At 39.7% G+C, this 16201-nt stretch carries 17 protein-coding genes and 1 pseudogene; 3 read left to right on the top strand and 15 right to left on the bottom strand.

What is annotated here, in order from left to right:
* Nucleotides 1–123: 123 nt before the first annotated feature.
* The 15 genes and pseudogenes from IPK31_01955 to IPK31_01885 form a co-directional block, all read right to left on the bottom strand.
* Nucleotides 124–426 carry a rhodanese-like domain-containing protein gene (locus tag IPK31_01955; GenBank protein ID MBK8086820.1) on the bottom strand — a complete coding sequence of 101 codons (303 nt, stop codon included), beginning with the start codon at nt 424–426 and terminating at the stop codon, nt 124–126.
* Nucleotides 395–1682 (bottom strand): annotated as a pseudogene (locus IPK31_01950) (MFS transporter). Before IPK31_01950 ends, IPK31_01955 begins: the two are co-directional and overlap by 32 nt.
* A gap of 64 nt (nt 1683–1746) precedes the next feature.
* A complete protein-coding gene (locus IPK31_01945; GenBank protein ID MBK8086819.1) occupies nt 1747–2310 on the bottom strand; it encodes a Crp/Fnr family transcriptional regulator in 564 nt (187 codons plus the stop codon).
* 59 nt (nt 2311–2369) lie between these two features.
* The gene (locus IPK31_01940) at nt 2370–2900 is read right to left on the bottom strand and encodes a hypothetical protein (protein MBK8086818.1); all 531 of its coding nucleotides are present in this window, start codon (nt 2898–2900) and stop codon (nt 2370–2372) included.
* Nucleotides 2901–3044: 144 nt separating this feature from the next.
* Nucleotides 3045–3644 (bottom strand): hypothetical protein, encoded by a 600-nt coding sequence (locus tag IPK31_01935; protein ID MBK8086817.1) that lies wholly within the window; start codon nt 3642–3644, stop codon nt 3045–3047.
* A 47-nt stretch (nt 3645–3691) separates the two neighbouring features.
* Nucleotides 3692–4267, bottom strand: coding sequence for a CAP domain-containing protein (locus tag IPK31_01930; GenBank protein ID MBK8086816.1), 576 nt, complete (start codon nt 4265–4267; stop codon nt 3692–3694).
* A 132-nt stretch (nt 4268–4399) separates the two neighbouring features.
* The gene (locus IPK31_01925; GenBank protein ID MBK8086815.1) at nt 4400–4873 is read right to left on the bottom strand and encodes a hypothetical protein; all 474 of its coding nucleotides are present in this window, start codon (nt 4871–4873) and stop codon (nt 4400–4402) included.
* Nucleotides 4874–4919: 46 nt separating this feature from the next.
* Nucleotides 4920–5912, bottom strand: a complete 993-nt coding sequence (locus IPK31_01920) for an LLM class flavin-dependent oxidoreductase (GenBank protein MBK8086814.1) — start codon at nt 5910–5912, stop codon at nt 4920–4922.
* Nucleotides 5913–6249: 337 nt separating this feature from the next.
* Nucleotides 6250–6789 (bottom strand): hypothetical protein, encoded by a 540-nt coding sequence (locus IPK31_01915; protein MBK8086813.1) that lies wholly within the window; start codon nt 6787–6789, stop codon nt 6250–6252.
* 61 nt (nt 6790–6850) lie between these two features.
* Nucleotides 6851–8221, bottom strand: a complete 1371-nt coding sequence (locus tag IPK31_01910) for a hypothetical protein (protein MBK8086812.1) — start codon at nt 8219–8221, stop codon at nt 6851–6853.
* A 3-nt stretch (nt 8222–8224) separates the two neighbouring features.
* Nucleotides 8225–9505 (bottom strand): acetylxylan esterase, encoded by a 1281-nt coding sequence (locus IPK31_01905; GenBank protein MBK8086811.1) that lies wholly within the window; start codon nt 9503–9505, stop codon nt 8225–8227.
* Nucleotides 9506–10489: 984 nt separating this feature from the next.
* Nucleotides 10490–11902, bottom strand: a complete 1413-nt coding sequence (locus IPK31_01900) for a hypothetical protein (protein MBK8086810.1) — start codon at nt 11900–11902, stop codon at nt 10490–10492.
* A gap of 52 nt (nt 11903–11954) precedes the next feature.
* A complete protein-coding gene (locus IPK31_01895) occupies nt 11955–12620 on the bottom strand; it encodes a lysoplasmalogenase (protein MBK8086809.1) in 666 nt (221 codons plus the stop codon).
* 9 nt (nt 12621–12629) lie between these two features.
* A complete protein-coding gene (locus tag IPK31_01890) occupies nt 12630–12806 on the bottom strand; it encodes a hypothetical protein (protein MBK8086808.1) in 177 nt (58 codons plus the stop codon).
* On the bottom strand, nt 12787–13560 hold the full coding sequence (locus tag IPK31_01885) for a hypothetical protein (protein MBK8086807.1): 774 nt from the start codon (nt 13558–13560) through the stop codon (nt 12787–12789). The genes IPK31_01890 and IPK31_01885 overlap by 20 nt, the downstream gene beginning before the upstream one ends.
* A gap of 100 nt (nt 13561–13660) precedes the next feature.
* Here IPK31_01885 and IPK31_01880 point away from each other — a divergent pair, with 100 nt between their 5' ends.
* From IPK31_01880 to IPK31_01870, 3 genes are all read left to right on the top strand, one after another.
* Nucleotides 13661–13993: a hypothetical protein gene (locus tag IPK31_01880; GenBank protein ID MBK8086806.1), complete on the top strand. Its 333-nt coding sequence runs from the start codon at nt 13661–13663 to the stop codon at nt 13991–13993.
* 155 nt (nt 13994–14148) lie between these two features.
* Nucleotides 14149–14667 (top strand): FKBP-type peptidyl-prolyl cis-trans isomerase, encoded by a 519-nt coding sequence (locus IPK31_01875; protein MBK8086805.1) that lies wholly within the window; start codon nt 14149–14151, stop codon nt 14665–14667.
* Between the two features lie 81 nt (nt 14668–14748).
* A complete protein-coding gene (locus IPK31_01870) occupies nt 14749–16188 on the top strand; it encodes an L-serine ammonia-lyase (GenBank protein MBK8086804.1) in 1440 nt (479 codons plus the stop codon).
* Nucleotides 16189–16201: the final 13 nt, after the last annotated feature.

Below are 16201 nucleotides of genomic sequence, written 5' to 3'. Positions count from 1 at the left end.
TCCCGTTCCATTTGGAACGGGATTTTTTTATGAAAAAATAAACATAATAAGTGCAGGCTGTATGTAAAAGAAAAACCCCGTTCCATGAATGGAACAGGATTGTCTGTCAAAGGCTGGAAGGGTTTATTCAAACCATCCAAATGTGCCGTTACAGAGCCATGTTGAAACATAGCCTGACTTCACAATAAATTCTGCAGCTTCTGCCGAACGGCCGCCACCTTTTCCGCAGGCTGTTACATAAAATTTTTCTTTACTGAAACACATTATTTCTTTTTCTAACAGGGGTAATGGAATATTGACAGCAGCGGGAATATGTTTTTCGGTGTATTCGTAAAAGCTTCTTACATCAATAATGATGATATTGTTTTCTGATTTCAGTTTTTCTTTCAGCACTTCAGGAGCAATGCATTTCGTTGATATTTCCATGTGAATTTTTACTTTTTTGCAGAAACCAATTCCATAATTTCTTCGTTTTACTTTCACCGCAGCGCATGCGGTAATGAATGATGAGTGCAGAAATAAATGTAAGTACTGCAATAAAAATGATAGCTGCATTGATACTGAACAGATCGGCAATAATGCCCGTTAATATGGCACCGATTGCATAACCCATATCACGCCACAAACGAAAAATACCAATGCTTTGGGCTCTGTCCTGAGGATGTGTGTTATCTGCAACAGTTGCTAAAAAAGTGGGATACACCATTGCTGTTCCCCAGCCAAGCACTGCTGACAATGCAATGAAATGAAACATTGTCTCGGCCCATACCAATGAAAATAATGCAAGAGCCTGCAATAGCATGCCAGTGTACAGCATATCTTTTTTACAGAATTTGTCGGCCATTTTTCCTGTAAAAAGTTGGCCAATACCCCACACGGCGGGATACACTGCAGTTACAATTCCAATCTGTTGCAAGTTGAAATGGTTAGATGCCAGCATAATGGGAAAGATGCCCCATGCCATACCATCGTTCAGGTTGTTGATAAGACCAGCCTGTGTTACAGAACCAAGATTTTTATTTTTCCAGGTGGTATCCCAAAAAATATTTTTCAGCCGGGGGATGAAACTTGTTGCCGTTTCATTAGCCACATGATGTTTTGTATCCCTGATGAAAAATATACTTCCGATCAAGCCTGCAACAGACAGCGCAATGCCAATATAGAAGGGGTAGGGTCTCAGACCATATTCACCGGCAATCCAGCCGGTAAGGAAAGCAACAAGCGCAACAGAAAGATAACCAGCAAATTCATTCAGCCCCATGGCAAAACCTCTTTGCTTTTCACCAACAAGATCAATCTTCATTACAACTGTGCTCGACCAGGTAAGCCCCTGGTTAATGCCCAACAAAATATTCGCTGCAATAATCCAGTTCCAGTTTGTTGCAAACATCAGAATAAAGGGAATGGGTAAGCCAACGACCCACCCCGCTACCAGTATTCTTTTTCTGCCGAATTTATTTGCCAGCAGCCCTGTGTAATAATTGCTGATTGCTTTTACAATACCAAACACAATAATGAAAGAAAGAATGGCTGTTTTAGCAGCAATCGCAAATTCCTTTTCGGCAATCTGGGGAAGAATGGATCGTTCTATCCCCACCATGCCACCAACAAAAGCGTTGATGATGACCAAGAAGTGTAAACTGTTTCCAGTTTTCTTTTAAACCCAGTTGAACTTTTTTCATTTGCTTTTATGAAAAGCGAAATTCAGGAACAGTAACTGCAAATCATTTTACATATGATAAATAATTACTTCTTTGCCCTGATGCGGCTGAGGCTGACCTGGGTAATGCCAAGATAAGAAGCAATAAATTTCAACGGCACTCTTTTCAGTATATCAGGATGATCTTTCAACAGGTTTGAATAACGTTCTTCTGCAGTATGAAACTGCAGGCTTTCCAAACGGTTCACCGTTTTTACATAAGCATCTTCGAAGATTTTACGGAACAAACGTTCAAGTTCCGGGTATTCATCATACATGAGGAATAAAGCAGGAGAATTAATTGCAATTAACGAAGTGTCTTCGATTGCCTGAATAGCTTTTCTTGAGGGCCTTCCTGCAAACAAACTTTCGGCTCTTGCAACAATAGCATTTTCAAACTCACAACTTTCGGTTACATCAATTCCATCCTTGAAATAATAAATACGCAATGCACCTTTTTTTATAAAATAAATAGTGCGGCAGGTATGACCAATGGGCTGAATATCGTTATTCTTTTTGAAGGAAACTTCTGTGCAGATTGAAGCAAGCGCCTCTCTTGTTTCTGCTGAGACCCGATGAACTGTTTTGATATAGTTAAAAAGTTCCTGCACGTTTTGTTCTGCTAAAGTAAGTAATACCTTCCATTGAATAAATGTGAAGATCGATTCAGTTAATCCGCTTCCGGATCAAACAAATAAGATTTATAATTAAAGATAAATTCACAACCAGGAATAAGCTTTTTCAGTTCCAGCATTTTTCCCCTGATCTCTTCACTGGCAGTTAAAGAAAGTAACAGCACTCTTAAGTTTTGTAAAGAACCAAGTTGTGTCAGTCCGTTAAGTGTAACAGAAGTGCCACCAAGATGCAGTAATTCAAGCCCTTTCAATTTGCTGAGTGATTCCATACAGCCATCATCAATGGCTGTGATGCCCTTCAGGCGCAGTTCTTTAATATGAAGAAGTTGAGTCAAATGTTTTACGCCTTCATTCGTAATATCTGTTTCATCCAGGTCGAGATAATTAATGGATTTTATTCTGCTCATCATCAGTAATAAATGTTCATCATTTACATAATCCCAGATCCTGAAATTTACCCGTTCTAAATCAGCGGGAATTGTTACCCTGTTTTTTGGAAGGTTGAAATAACAGAACGTTGACCAGAACTGTTCTTCTTTTAATTTTTCCTGTTTCTTTTTACGCAAGGGAAGTAGGATTAATGGAAATGACCGGAGAAAAAGATAAGACAGATGCCCGCCTTTATGCAGTTGAAGATAGTGAAGTAAAACGGGAAAGAACCTGATATCCTCAATGAAGCAGTAATAAACCTCTTTTTTGAAACAGTTTTTTTATTTCGGGCAATCCAGCTTTACTGCATATTTACTCCAGTTATCGTAGCAATCAATACGTATAGCTGTGTTGCCATTCACTGATAACCAGCTTAGTTTGATAAAAGCAATGTCTTTTTTTGGAAGGTTTACTTCATAGTAATAATAACCTGCAAGAGCTTTTGTATCGCAGCTTTTGAGCAGTTTTGCAGTAAAAGGGTTTTTACCAAATACGCTGTCTATAAGATATTTCGGCTGTATTTCTTCACTGGGTGAAGTGATAATGCTGAAGGACGTATATCCCATTCTTGGTCCTTTGAGCATAACATTCCATTTTACAGCCTGACCCGCTTTCATAAAACTGCGTCCTTTCATTGTAATATCAGCAGTGCCCATTCTGTAAAAATTAATACTGGTATCCTCACTCATAATAATCCTGTCTTCGTTCCACTTAACAGGATACTTTTTTGGCTGACTTACAGCCCAGTCGCCTACATCTTCATAACCGGTGCTGTCGCTGATTAATTTTTTAATGAGATCGTATAATTCAGTTTTGGTTGATTGTGCAGATGCTGCAAAAGCGCTGCATGCAAAGAGGAGATACAGTATGAATTTTCTCATACTCAGAAAGTTAAAAACTATTCTTCAGAAATCATAACAGTGCAGGATTAATTGTGTTTTGCAATAATGATGCTGATATAGGTTGTGTAATTGCTGCCGGAGTTTCTCCTGGCAAAACCAATTCCAATATCAGTAAGCGAAGCATTAAAGCTGCCTATTCCCAGTAAATGTTTTCTGTGCCCGAGGGATGGCACACCTTTATCAATAATTAATAAACGAATGGCTTCTTCACCACTGTTAACACCTGCTGCAATAGATTCAAAAAAATTATTCCGTTTGCTGTTGGTCCATGCGGGCTCAAGTGAATAGCCATTTTTCTGAATATAATAATTCATACCATATCCATTGGGGTCAATATGGTTGAAATAATTTCTGCTGGCCATGTCGTAAGCTTTTGCTTCGGCTGCTTTTGCTAAATCTTTATTCCATACAAGTTTTGTAGTGCTGGTCTTTGCATTTTTATTTAACCGCAGTTCCTTTGCATAGCGGCCTGGATTTGTTCTGATATCATTTAAGAATTCAAAAGCCTCCTTTGCTTCAGATTTATCAAGATAAACCCTGCTGTCGGTTTTAAACGATACAAGAAAGAGAGTGATGAAAAGATAGAATATTGATTGCTTCATGTTCAGGTACTTTGTTCTTTACATTTAACTGCTGTTGTTGCAATTTACATGCCCTCTTTCAGGTAATCGGTTTGTTGGATAAAGAATATTGTTAAACTTATTTCACAGTAATTTGAAACGGTAATAAAAATATTATTGCTGCACCAACCGCACTGCATTACAGTTATCCGGATCGCCGAACTGAATAAGAATATAATATTTACCGCCTTTTTTATAGAGTTGAAAAGGAAGAGGTTGGGGAATACCCCGTTCCTTAAATGACAGACTGGTTTTAATGTTGATGGTTTCTTTGCCTTTTTCAAAAGCCCATGTTCCGGATCCACTGATTTTTGCTGAACCGGAATCAGATGAATGGTTAAATGTCTTTGCCGGAAAATTGTTCAGAAAAATTGTATGATCTTCTGAAAGAATCAGAAACGCTTCTGTTGAATCAGCATATTCTTTATAATCCTGTTTTGTAAATGAATCCGGTTCATAGCCACCTGCTGCACTTGCAGTTTCAGGTTCTTCTTTAACTGTTGATAAATCTGAAGAAGAACTGCAGGGTATATAATTGCAGCTGTAAATGGACATGATTGTAAGTAGAAAATAGAAGTATCTTTTCATTGATTATTTATTTGAAGCATTTGCTGATATCATTAACAAATAAGCATTACTGATTCACCAATGGCTTTATCTTTTTCCCAATTAATTCAATTGCCTGCATCAGTTTTTCATGTGGAACTTCGGCAGTATCCATTTGAAAGGTGAGCCTTGAAATTCCACCCAATGCTTTGGAATGACGGAGAATTTTTTCTGCTACATCTTCAGGTCCTCCAACAAGTAATGCACCTGTTGGACCAGCCTGGCTTTCGAAGCGGCCCTTTGTCATTGGCGGCCAGCCACGCTCTTTACCAATTCTTGTCATTGACTCTGCATAGCCCGGATAAAAATCATCGATTGCTTCCTGTGTTGTGTTGCCAACATAACCCAATGAATGAATGCCAACTTTCAACTGTTCAGGTTTGAAGCCGGCTTTTTTTCCCGCTTCCCGGTACAGATTTACCAACCGAGCAAAATGATGTGTTTCACCGCCAATGATGGCCACCATCAATGGAAGCCCGAGCATACCTGCCCGAACAAATGATTCAGGTGTACCACCCACGCCGATCCATACAGGAAACGGATCCTGCAAGGGTCTTGGATAAACAGACTGGTTCTTCAATGCAGGACGGAACTTTCCTGACCATGTAACAGATTCGTTATTCCTTATTTGAAGTAAGAGTTCCAGTTTTTCAGCAAACAATTCATCATAATCTTCCAGCTTATAACCAAACAATGGAAATGCTTCAATAAAGGAACCACGGCCCACTACCATTTCAGCCCTGCCGCCAGATATTAAATCGAGTGTTGCAAAGTTTTGAAAAATCCGAACCGGATCAGCAGCACTGAGTACAGTAACTGCACTTGTAAGACGGATGTGTTTTGTACGGGCAGCAGCTGCTGCGAGTATTAATGTTGGTGCAGAATCAAGAAAACCTTTGCGGTGATGTTCACCAATGCCGAATATATCAAGACCTGAACGGTCGGCATGCTCAATACGTTCAAGCAATTGCGCTATTGCATCTGCATCATTAATTAATTTACTGCTGTTGCCACTCATCATGGCGGCAAAACTGTCTATTCCTATTTCCCTACTGATTTTTAATTTGGTAATTCCTGCGTTTCTATTACTGTTATTGTTTGTGCAGAAGGTAAATTTAAGATAAATTAATGCGGTTAGTTAGAGATATCAGCAGGGGAAGATGGAGTTAGATTTGATCAGCTACCTGACTTTTGCAAAGTCCTGACAGCAGCACTCCTAAATTCGGAGACGATGTCAGGACGTCGCTAAGACGTCAGACATCTTTTATTTTTAATGATCTTTTTTGAAGAAGATCAGGATAAGAAAAGAGCTGCTGAATTCTGAAATCAAGTAACGCATTGGCCCCATGCCTGATGGTTTATTCAAGCTCCAGCCTCACATAATCATACATAATGCCATTTACAACCTGCCCTGCCGGAATGGTTAATTTAATGGTATTGTTTCCTTTTGTAAACAATGCATGATCTAACACAAGTTCACGTTCATACCAAATACCCGAACTTCCGCTTCGGTTGGGTGTTCCATCGATCCGCAGATCTTTAATGTTTCCGGCTGGCCTATGGTTTACCGTTATGTTGAGTGTTTGTGTGCCGGTGCCGCAAATGGCAAGACGGAGAATTGCATTTCCCTTCAATGTATCAGGCAATGAAAAATTTATCGTCCACGCAGTGCTTCTGCCAACTGCATACTTTCCGCTGTTGCCAAGATTTGCAATTGTTTTTTGTATGGTGATTTTTTGTTCTGCAGGCATCCCGGCAATACCCAACGATTTTGCAAGAGCTTCCTGCGAACGTTCAGGCATCTTGTTGTTCTCAGGGCTTTCAGGATCTTCGACATGCGGCAACTGTTCAAAGAACCAGTCTTTACGATAATCACTTTTTCCAACGGTATACTGCACATCCTGCGGAAAAAAGGCTGGGTATTTTTTACAATATCAATTTCAAAAAAACGATCCCCACCTAAAAACTCTGCACTATTGCGGTTGGCAATACCAATATCCCAGAGTTGTTTACCACGACGCACAGGCTTCCATTCAAGCGTACCGAGGTAGATCTTTTTCCTTCTTCCACTATAATATCTGCTTTTGCATATTCACCCAGCACGCCATCGGCAATAGCATGTAATGTGTACTTGCCCGGCCGCACATTCGTAATACTGAATTCGCCCTGTTCATTTCCTGTTGTCCAGAACTGGTAATGCTTAGCATCAAATTGCCAGTCGACAATACGCAAAGCAGTTGTTCCTGTTTGTTTGATGGTATAATCAGGAGCAGTGAGTCCAACTCTTAATCGTGTAAAGGTTGCAGAAGTGATGGGATCTTTCAATACCATTTTTCCATTCACTGTTGCACGTTGTTCTTTGATGGGATAAGCTGAATGGTTCACCCATTGATAGGGCCATTTGTTTTTTTCGCTGATGCCTTTTGCCAATGCATCTTTTCTGATTGCTTCAACATTGTTGCCTGTATTGCAATAAAGAAAAGTGGGCCGGATCATTTTTTGCCAATGTTCATGTTGTGCAACCTGCACGGTGCTTCCACCATAATGACTGCTTCGCCAGTAATTCAATACACAGGGCGCTCCATTGATCCTTGTATCACGGTGACATAAGAAATCAACTTTTGTTGGCCCGCCACTCATATATTCCATGGATGCATTGATCAGCCAAAAACCAATGTTCGATTGTGTGTTCATCCACCCGAATGTTGGGTTCTCATGTTGTACGGTAGTAAAATTATACTTGTTGAGATCCATTGAACCTTCCGGAAGTCGATATAGCCTGTTTCGTTTTTCATCAACAGATATCCAGTCGAAATCTTTTTGCAGAAAAGCCACAAACCGTGCTTCACCCATGGAAGAAGCAGGATAATCAGCTAAGTGATCAAATACACAATAGGTATAAATGCCCTGCGCATTTTTTTCTAATGCATAACGTATTTCAATGTCGGCAATAAAACTTCCGCCGGGTCCGTTACCCATGGGCAAGCCACCTGATATTCCTTTAATAGAAACCTCAGCCCGTTCACCATTATTTGATGATGGATCGATCGTGATCTTTACGATCATATTTGTTGACTTTGCGTCATGCGACCAGATGGCTGACGGTCGGTCACTGCGACCAGCAAGCATTTGTTTTCCTTTGTAACCAATGGAAACAAGTCCGCCTGATTGTTTTGAAATGGTTGCTTCTACAATTCCATTTGATAAAATATAATTCGTTGCAGTTTCTTTTATCGTTACAGCATCTGCAGTATTTGCTGCCTGTACTAAAACAGGAATACAGCCCCCAATCACGAAAAGAAAAAAGAGGAGTGATGATATTCGGTTCATTACTCAAAGATATTTTTTCATGTAAGTAATAAAATGTGTCCAGTCTTCAGGCAACACCGTATGACCACCTTCATGCATATAATATCCAAGATGGTTCATCAGGAATGAAGTGTCAGCTGCTGAAGGCATGGGAACATTACCCGGTCCTTTTTCGCCAAACAATGCATACACAGGTGATGCTGCAATGGCAGAAAGAAATTCACCTTTCGGGTCAGACCAGTAATCTGTACTTCCTGTTTGCAACAGTAACGCTCTTGGTGCCATCAATGCAACCAATGTGTGCGCATCAAACGGTAATGTTTGTGGTTTAGCTGCATACGTATGATAGTTGGCTGCAAACTGGTAATGGTAACGTGAGGTATCGGTAATATGCTGTATTGTTTCACCATAATTACGACGTGCCAGTGCAGCACCACCTTCACCCGAAATACTTGCGATCACCATTTTAAATCTTGTATCATTAATGCCTGTCCACAACACCGTTTTTCCCAAACGTGATGCACCCTGCACTGCAATACGTTTACTGTCGATCTGTTTATCTGTTTCAAAATAATCCATGGCACGGCTGAGTCCCCATGCCCATGCCGAGATAGCACCCCATTCATCATTCGCAGGTTCTGTTTGATTGGGTTTTAAATACGCACCTCTTATTCCATAACGGATGCCCTGTTTAAAATCGGGTTCAATATCGCCATAGTAAACAGTTGCAAAACCAATCCCTGCATCCATAAACTGTTCAATATTCATTGCCGGAAAACGGGAGGGCTGATCAGCTTTTATTTTTTTTCCTGCCACCCAAATATCACCAACACGTACACCGGGATCATTTGCAACCTGGCAATTGGCAGAGAAAGAAATATTTAATAAGAGGGGAGATGGCTTTGTTGCTTTGGCCGGAATGTAAATCAGCAACAGCATTTTATACTGCGATGTATCTTTTGTAAAATAAACAGTTACCTGTTTGCGGATGGCTTTACCGTTGAATGCGGGAACGCCCTGTTCTGCAACAGCAAATTGTAATGCTGCAGGCTTTGCAGGCATTTTTCCATATTGTATTGATTCTACCAGTTTCAACAGTTCAGGTCTGCGTTTTTCCTGCCATGTTTTTGCATTGGTTACTTTTTGTCCATCGGCACAGGTAAGCAGATCAGGTAAAGTATAAGTGCCAACAGAATCTTCTGCATAATTAACAGGGTAGCCAGCCACCAGCACAGGACGGTTGGGTTGCTGGGCAAAGCTGTTAAAGGAACAGGCAAGTAAAAGAAACGTAATATAATTTTTCATAAATGACTGAGCAATTTTGGTAAGAATGAAATGCGCCTCATAAATGTAGAGCAAGCAGGTGAATGGCGGGTAAGAATTTACGGCAACGATTGCATGCATTTCGTTTCGTGTGCCACGAACCGGTGCGTCAGAAATAATTCCCGGTAAAGTCAGGTTACAGATGCTGTTCTGAATTGAATATTATTTCGGTTGGCGGGGACAGCAACCGATAAAGAAAAATGAAGGTTAGAAGGGAAAGAAATTCAATAAGAAATTGATGACCATTTTAATGGTTTCTTTTGGTGTTTTTGGCCAACCCGATTTTGCTAAGATTTCGGTTTCACATTTTCCCGCCCTGGTACTTTTCTTAATTTCCACTTTCGGAGCTGGTGTGTTTGATGAATTTGACATGCTTTTATATTTTATCGGGGACTTAAATTTAAAACTTAATTCTGTGAATTTACATGTTTCTTAAAAACAGGATGAGAATGGCTCTTTTAATTTTTTACTGGTTGGTGTCCACCATCCAGCTGTTCTGAATTGAATTTTGTTTCGTTTGGTGGGACACCAACCGATAAGAAATTTTGGTAAGAATGAAATGCGCCTCATAAATGTAGAGCAAGCAGGTGAATGGCGGGTAAGAATTTACGGCAACGATTGCATTCATTTCGTTTCTTGTGCTACGAACCGGGACGTCAGAAATAATTCCCGGTAAAGTCAGTTTAAAGATGCCGTTCTGAATTGAATTTTATTTCGGTTGGTGGGGATCCCAATTGATAAAAGAATGATGGATTCTCCTTTGTTCAGCTGTCTGACTTTTGCAAAGTCCTGACACCTGCACTCCGAAATTCGGAGGTGATGTCAGGACGTCGCTAGGACGTCAGACATCTTTTAATTTTTAATAATTTTTTTTGAAGAAGAACAGAATAAGAAGAGTGTTGCTGAATTATAAAACCAAGTGACGCATTGGCATCAGGCCAGAGGCCTGCGCCAGATGGGATGAGTTTATGAAAATAAAAGCTCTCTTTCTAAAATCCTAACCACATCATTCTTCAGTGGAGATAGAATTGAGTCATAACTATTTGTTTGTTCCATGATTTCTATAGCTTTTTTTGCATGCTCTTTTCCCCTGTCTAATTTATACCAGTTTTGAATTGAGCCAAAGTGAGCTACAGCATTTCTTAAGCTAAACCACATATTAACCTTGTCTAAAGTTTCTTCGGTGTTTCCTATTCCATGCTCCTTTATTAAATTGAATACAATATTTCTTGATTTATTGATTTTTTCAGGAATGGGAATTTTTTTCTTGTCTAGTTTAATTTCGCCATTTTCTTTTTGATACATAATCTTTCCTTCATAATCCAGTAGCTTGTCATTACTATTATAGTTCTTACTTTCTGCTAATGTTTCCAGAATGTTCCAGTATCTAAAAAATTTAAAATGAATATTTTTTTCATTAAGGGCCTCTTTATGTAGTGAAACTAAAAAACTTTTAAAAGGGTCTTTATCAAGGGAGTTGAAATATTCGACCAAAGTTTCTGCCCTTTCACCAGCAATATCCCCTGTGGCAAGGTTACCTATATAAGTCTTACGAGGCTCATGTCTAGAGCCTTTGCCATTTTTCATATCTATGGAAATAATACTAAAAACTTCTCCTGAAGCATTTCTTGTTAGGGTAAATGATTGTAACAATATTCTTACTTTATTAGCTGCAAAATTTACTGCGGTTTCTATACTTTCTGAAATGATTTTCGGAAAATGGACTACAGATACAGGGTTTAAGATGTGAGATTTTAAGGCTGCATCTTGATCATATTCAAATTGTAAGTTTGCCTTAGTGTGCTCTTTTAAAAAGAGATTTATAAAGTTAATTTCATCCTTAGATTCGAGGCTTTGGTTAAGCGAAATAATCTCGAATTTATCAAATTTACAGGGGTTTCCTAGCAATACTCCTTTAATTAATACAAACAAGCAGTATGCATTTTTATTATCATTTACTGAAATATCAATCCCAGAATAAAAAATAGAATTGTAGCTCTCTTCAAAATTATTGATTGATTTTTTTATTTCTTGTATCGATGTTGCTTCTTTTTCTGTGGTTATGATTTCAAAAAATGTTCGTATAAAATTTTTGCCTGCTACAAAATTCAGTATGTCACTTATTGTAGAGAGCCTCACCAGCTTCAATTCATAAATTCCTATGGACAATTGGTTTGTTAAGAATGTTATTTCATATAGACCAACTTCATTTTTTTGCGGAGCACCTCCTGCCCAAATTTTTAAAGATGGATTAGGTACCTTCGTATCAAAGATCATGACATCTATGTTTGTGTATAATTTGATGTCATCATAGCTAATAATGATTTTGCCTTCTTCACCTTTAACTAGGGATATTTTTTCAAGTGAAAGATCAATCATATTGGTAAGTATATTTTTTTTTGAAATTGACATTAGATAAGTAAGACAACTATCACCCCTCATTCACCAACGCTCCCTTCACAATCAAATACTGTGCAGAGGCATAGGTAGCCATCACACATAAACTCAGCACCTGGTTGGGGTATGCAAACAAATTCACAGCAAGAATAGAATCAGAAATTACAAACTGCAAGGCACCATTAAAGAAAAGTGTGGAAGCATCATCAGTTAATTTCCGTTTGGTATTAATCGCCATGAGCAGCATTGTTCCAATAGTAATACCGTAAACAGTAACGGGTATTTTTAATGCATCGAGAAAAGGGTAGAGTAAGTAAAGAAAAATAATGATGTACACCAGTACAGGCAAACCAATCAATGGCTGAAACTGCAGCAATCCTTTTTTGGCGGGGTTGGTTTTAATGAAGTAGAGAATATAAAACACATGGGCCAGTAAAAATGAAATAAGACCGGGAATAAACATGCCTTTCATTTGCAGCAATACATCGCCACCCCATGAAAGAAATAAAGCAAGAAGGATAAAATAAAACAGCTGTCCGCTTTTTTTTGCTGAGCCAATATAAAATGCAATGGCTAAGATGGGAATCAGCAATGGTTTGGTAAACCAGCGGAGTTCGTTTTGACTGAACCAGGTTAATAACAGATCAGCAATGGTGATGATGCCGAATAAAATGAAAAGCAATCCTGTACGCTGCTTCATGTGCAAGACTTATTTTACGAGATATGATTTCCAGAGATACCATCTCTTCAACGAATCACGCACATAAGTTGTATCGCTCAACGGCCGGTTCACATTTAAAATAATCTGGTAACGGGTACTGTCTTTCATCTTCAGTTCCACATTATGTCCACGCAGTTTCAGTACATCAAATTTTTTGCTGTGCAAGTGCTTTTGATTTGTATTGCTGAATCACCAACTGGAATGTACCACTTGGCGCAACGGTTACGGGAGCAGGTGCCACAACAATTGAATCAGGTTTTCTGCTGATGGCTGTATCGGGTTTTGCTGCTGTTGTATCGGTTATTGCAGGTGGGGTAGCAGCAATTGTATCCTGCTGCGTTGTTTCATCCTGTTCTGTTACTGCTGCGGTTTGTTTTTTGGGTATTGCCAAATACACGGCCCATGCAATGAGTGCCACAGCCAATACTGAAGCAAGAATAATGATTACTTTCTTTGAACTCTTTTCAGGTGCAGAAGTAAAATCAATTTCATTGATCTCGTCTTGCTCGGCAGTTCTGTCTTTTACATGATCTGTATTAATGGAATCAATTTTTTCCAGTGCAGGTGTACCCTGGTGAAAAACCAAATCACCATTATTCAGTTTGCTTAATGAACCAATGCCTTTTAATGGAAGGGGTTTGCCAATGTTGAGCATCTGCACACCATTGCTGAGGTGTGATTCAAGATCACTGATAGCCAAAGGTTTCATTTTACCTGTGTGCTGTACAACATAGGCCAGCAGTTCATCGCTGAGCACAGCACTGCGATCCTGTGAGAAGGTGATGGTATTTTCGGGCCAGCCTTCTTCTTTGAGTTCGTATACATTAATGGCTGAATTGAGTTCGAAGGTACCAAGCCCCGGAAGGGTTAATTTTTTCTGCTGGTAAAGGTACTGAGGCAATAAGTCCTGGATTTTCACGGATGTTTTTTTTCAAACTTACTTAAAAACATTGTGCCAGCATAGTAAATAAAGGGTTAACTGCCTCCGGTTGACTAATTTTGCCTCAAATTACCCGCAGATGACTGACGAAGAGAAGGATTTTATGAACTGGTGGGAAGAAAACCGGTTAAAGGAGAAGAAAGTGCTGAAGCAGATGCTGATTGGACTGCCGGTTGGTTTTGCCTTTGGTTTGCCGATTTTGCTGAGTGTGATGTTCCGTGGATGGTATAACCGTATGCCCTATATCTCCGGTACACAGTTAACGATGATATTGATTGCTATCTTGCTCATCATTGTGTTTTATGCCATCTTCCGTATGTATTTTAAATGGGATATGCGTGAACAGCAGTACAAAGAACTGAAAGAAAAATATGAGCGTGATGCAGCGGTTAAGCCCGGTGAGCAATCATAAAGGGGTGACTGTAGGCTGAATAAAATCAGAAACAGTTTGTAAAGCTCCTGTTAATCTACACTGTTTATTGGCAGATGAAGATTTAAAACAACAGAGTAAGACATCAAACAAATATATTTGCCGCATTATTTAAACAAGCAGAAAAAACATTGAGCATGAAGTATACCCTTATTATTTTGTCCTTATTAGCCCTTACAATTGGATCGTGCAAAAAGAAAACAAGTAACGAATGTACTTATAAGGCAGGAACAACTGTTGCCCCGGCAAGTGAAGAACTGGTTGTAACGAATTACCTGGCTGCCAACAATATTACTACTGCCGTTGAAATAGATGGTGCCGGATTGTATTATGTGACTGATTCAGTTGGAACGGGTACAAAACCTACCAACCTTTGCGGCGTTGTAAACGTAACCTATAAAGGATATCTTCCAAGCGGGACTGTGTTTGATCAAACAACAGGCACAAGTACTGCCTCATTTGAATTAGGCGGCGTAATTGAAGGATGGACAAGGGGTTTGCAGGCTGTTGGTGCTGGTACAAAGATGAGGTTGTTTATACCTGCAAGCATGGGTTATGGGGCCAATGGAATTTATAATTCCAACATAGGTGTTTATACAATTCCTCCTAATTCCATGCTTATTTTTGAAGTAAAGCTGATTGCTGTTACCAATTAATAAAACACTTTCATACTACCAACCCCTGCAATTAACAGCAGGGGTTTTTTATTTGCCCTACTTTTGTAAAAACTCAACCGCTTGCAATACGAACCAATTTCCGTTTTTGATATGTTTAAAATAGGAGTGGGCCCATCCAGCAGTCATACGCTGGGTCCCTGGCGTGCCGCTCAGCGTTTTGTACAATCGATTGTTGAAAAAGATCTGCTGGATAAAGTATTGTCTGTTCGTGTATTGCTGTACGGTTCACTGGCCAAAACAGGAAAGGGACATGGAACAGATGTGGCGATACAGCTTGGATTGAGTGGTGATGATCCTGTTACGTTTGATGTGCATTCGATTGACGCCAAGATTAATGATATTGCTGCCATGAAAGAAATTTTGCTGGGGGGAAAACATGAACTGGCATTTGACCCAAGAGAAGATATTGATTTCTTACAGCATGAGAGTTTGCCTTTTCATCCAAATGCTGTTACATTTCTTGCAGAATATTCTAACGGCGATTCTATTGCTGAAACTTATTATTCCATTGGTGGTGGTTTTGTGGTGAAGGAGGGTGAGTCGCTGAAAGGGAAACAACAGGTGCAGTTACCTTTTCCAATTGATTCAGCACATGATCTCTTACACTGGTGTATGAAAACAGGAATGAGTGTAAGTGAAGTGGTGATGGAAAATGAACATGCATGGCGAAGTGAAACAGAAACAAGAAATGTAGTGCTCAATATTTGGAGAGTAATGCACGAGTGTATGTATAATGGCTGTCATGCTGAAGGTTATTTGCCGGGAGGATTGAATGTAAAACGCCGTGCAGCAGGATTGAATAAAAAATTACTGCACGATAAAATTTATATTGATTTTAATACATGGATTGAAGCTATCCGTTCAGGTGGAAATAATTTTACCTACACACTTGATTGGGTGAGTTGTTTTGCACTGGCGGTGAATGAAGAGAATGCATCGTTTGGAAGAGTGGTGACGGCGCCTACTAACGGTGCTGCGGGGGTGATTCCTGCTGTGCTGATGTATTATGTTTGTTTTTGTAATGATGCCAGTAGTTACCGTGATGATGATAAGATCATCCGTTTTTTATTAACGGCTTCAGAAGTAGGTAGTATTTTTAAAAAGGGTTCTACTATTTCTGCTGCCATGGGCGGATGCCAGGCAGAGATTGGTGTATCGAGCGCCATGGCTGCTGCTGCTTTAACGGAATGTATGGGAGGTACTCAAAAGCAGGTGTTGATGGCTGCTGAAATTGCGATGGAACATCATTTGGGTTTAACCTGCGATCCCATTGCAGGATTGGTACAGGTGCCCTGTATTGAACGTAATACGATGGGTGCTATTAAAGCCATCACTGCTTCACAACTGGCCATGCAGAGTACACCTGATTTTGCAAAAGTTTCTTTAGATGCTGTGGTGAAAACGATGTGGGATACAGCAAAAGACATGAACACGAAGTATAAAGAAACGGCTGAAGGCGGATTGGCGATTAATATTCCGATTTCGTTGAGTGAGTGTTAAGAGGCTGCCACGC

The sequence above is a fragment of the Chitinophagaceae bacterium genome (assembly GCA_016713085.1).
Classification (GTDB): domain Bacteria; phylum Bacteroidota; class Bacteroidia; order Chitinophagales; family Chitinophagaceae; genus Lacibacter.
This window is presented reverse-complemented; position numbering and strand designations above follow the sequence as displayed.

Excerpts from the sequence above, each read along its gene's own strand:
- IPK31_01955 (MBK8086820.1), bottom strand. The coding sequence starts at position 426 with ATGGAAATATCAACGAAATGCATTGCTCCTGAAGTGCTGAAAGAAAAA.
- IPK31_01935 (MBK8086817.1), bottom strand. The coding sequence starts at position 3,644 with ATGAGAAAATTCATACTGTATCTCCTCTTTGCATGCAGCGCTTTTGCA.
- IPK31_01930 (MBK8086816.1), bottom strand. The coding sequence starts at position 4,267 with ATGAAGCAATCAATATTCTATCTTTTCATCACTCTCTTTCTTGTATCG.
- IPK31_01925 (MBK8086815.1), bottom strand. The coding sequence starts at position 4,873 with ATGAAAAGATACTTCTATTTTCTACTTACAATCATGTCCATTTACAGC.
- IPK31_01920 (MBK8086814.1), bottom strand. The coding sequence starts at position 5,912 with ATGATGAGTGGCAACAGCAGTAAATTAATTAATGATGCAGATGCAATA.
- IPK31_01910 (MBK8086812.1), bottom strand. The coding sequence starts at position 8,221 with ATGAACCGAATATCATCACTCCTCTTTTTTCTTTTCGTGATTGGGGGC.
- IPK31_01905 (MBK8086811.1), bottom strand. The coding sequence starts at position 9,505 with ATGAAAAATTATATTACGTTTCTTTTACTTGCCTGTTCCTTTAACAGC.
- IPK31_01900 (MBK8086810.1), bottom strand. The coding sequence starts at position 11,902 with ATGATTGATCTTTCACTTGAAAAAATATCCCTAGTTAAAGGTGAAGAA.
- IPK31_01895 (MBK8086809.1), bottom strand. The coding sequence starts at position 12,620 with ATGAAGCAGCGTACAGGATTGCTTTTCATTTTATTCGGCATCATCACC.
- IPK31_01880 (MBK8086806.1), top strand. The coding sequence starts at position 13,661 with ATGACTGACGAAGAGAAGGATTTTATGAACTGGTGGGAAGAAAACCGG.
- IPK31_01875 (MBK8086805.1), top strand. The coding sequence starts at position 14,149 with ATGAAGTATACCCTTATTATTTTGTCCTTATTAGCCCTTACAATTGGA.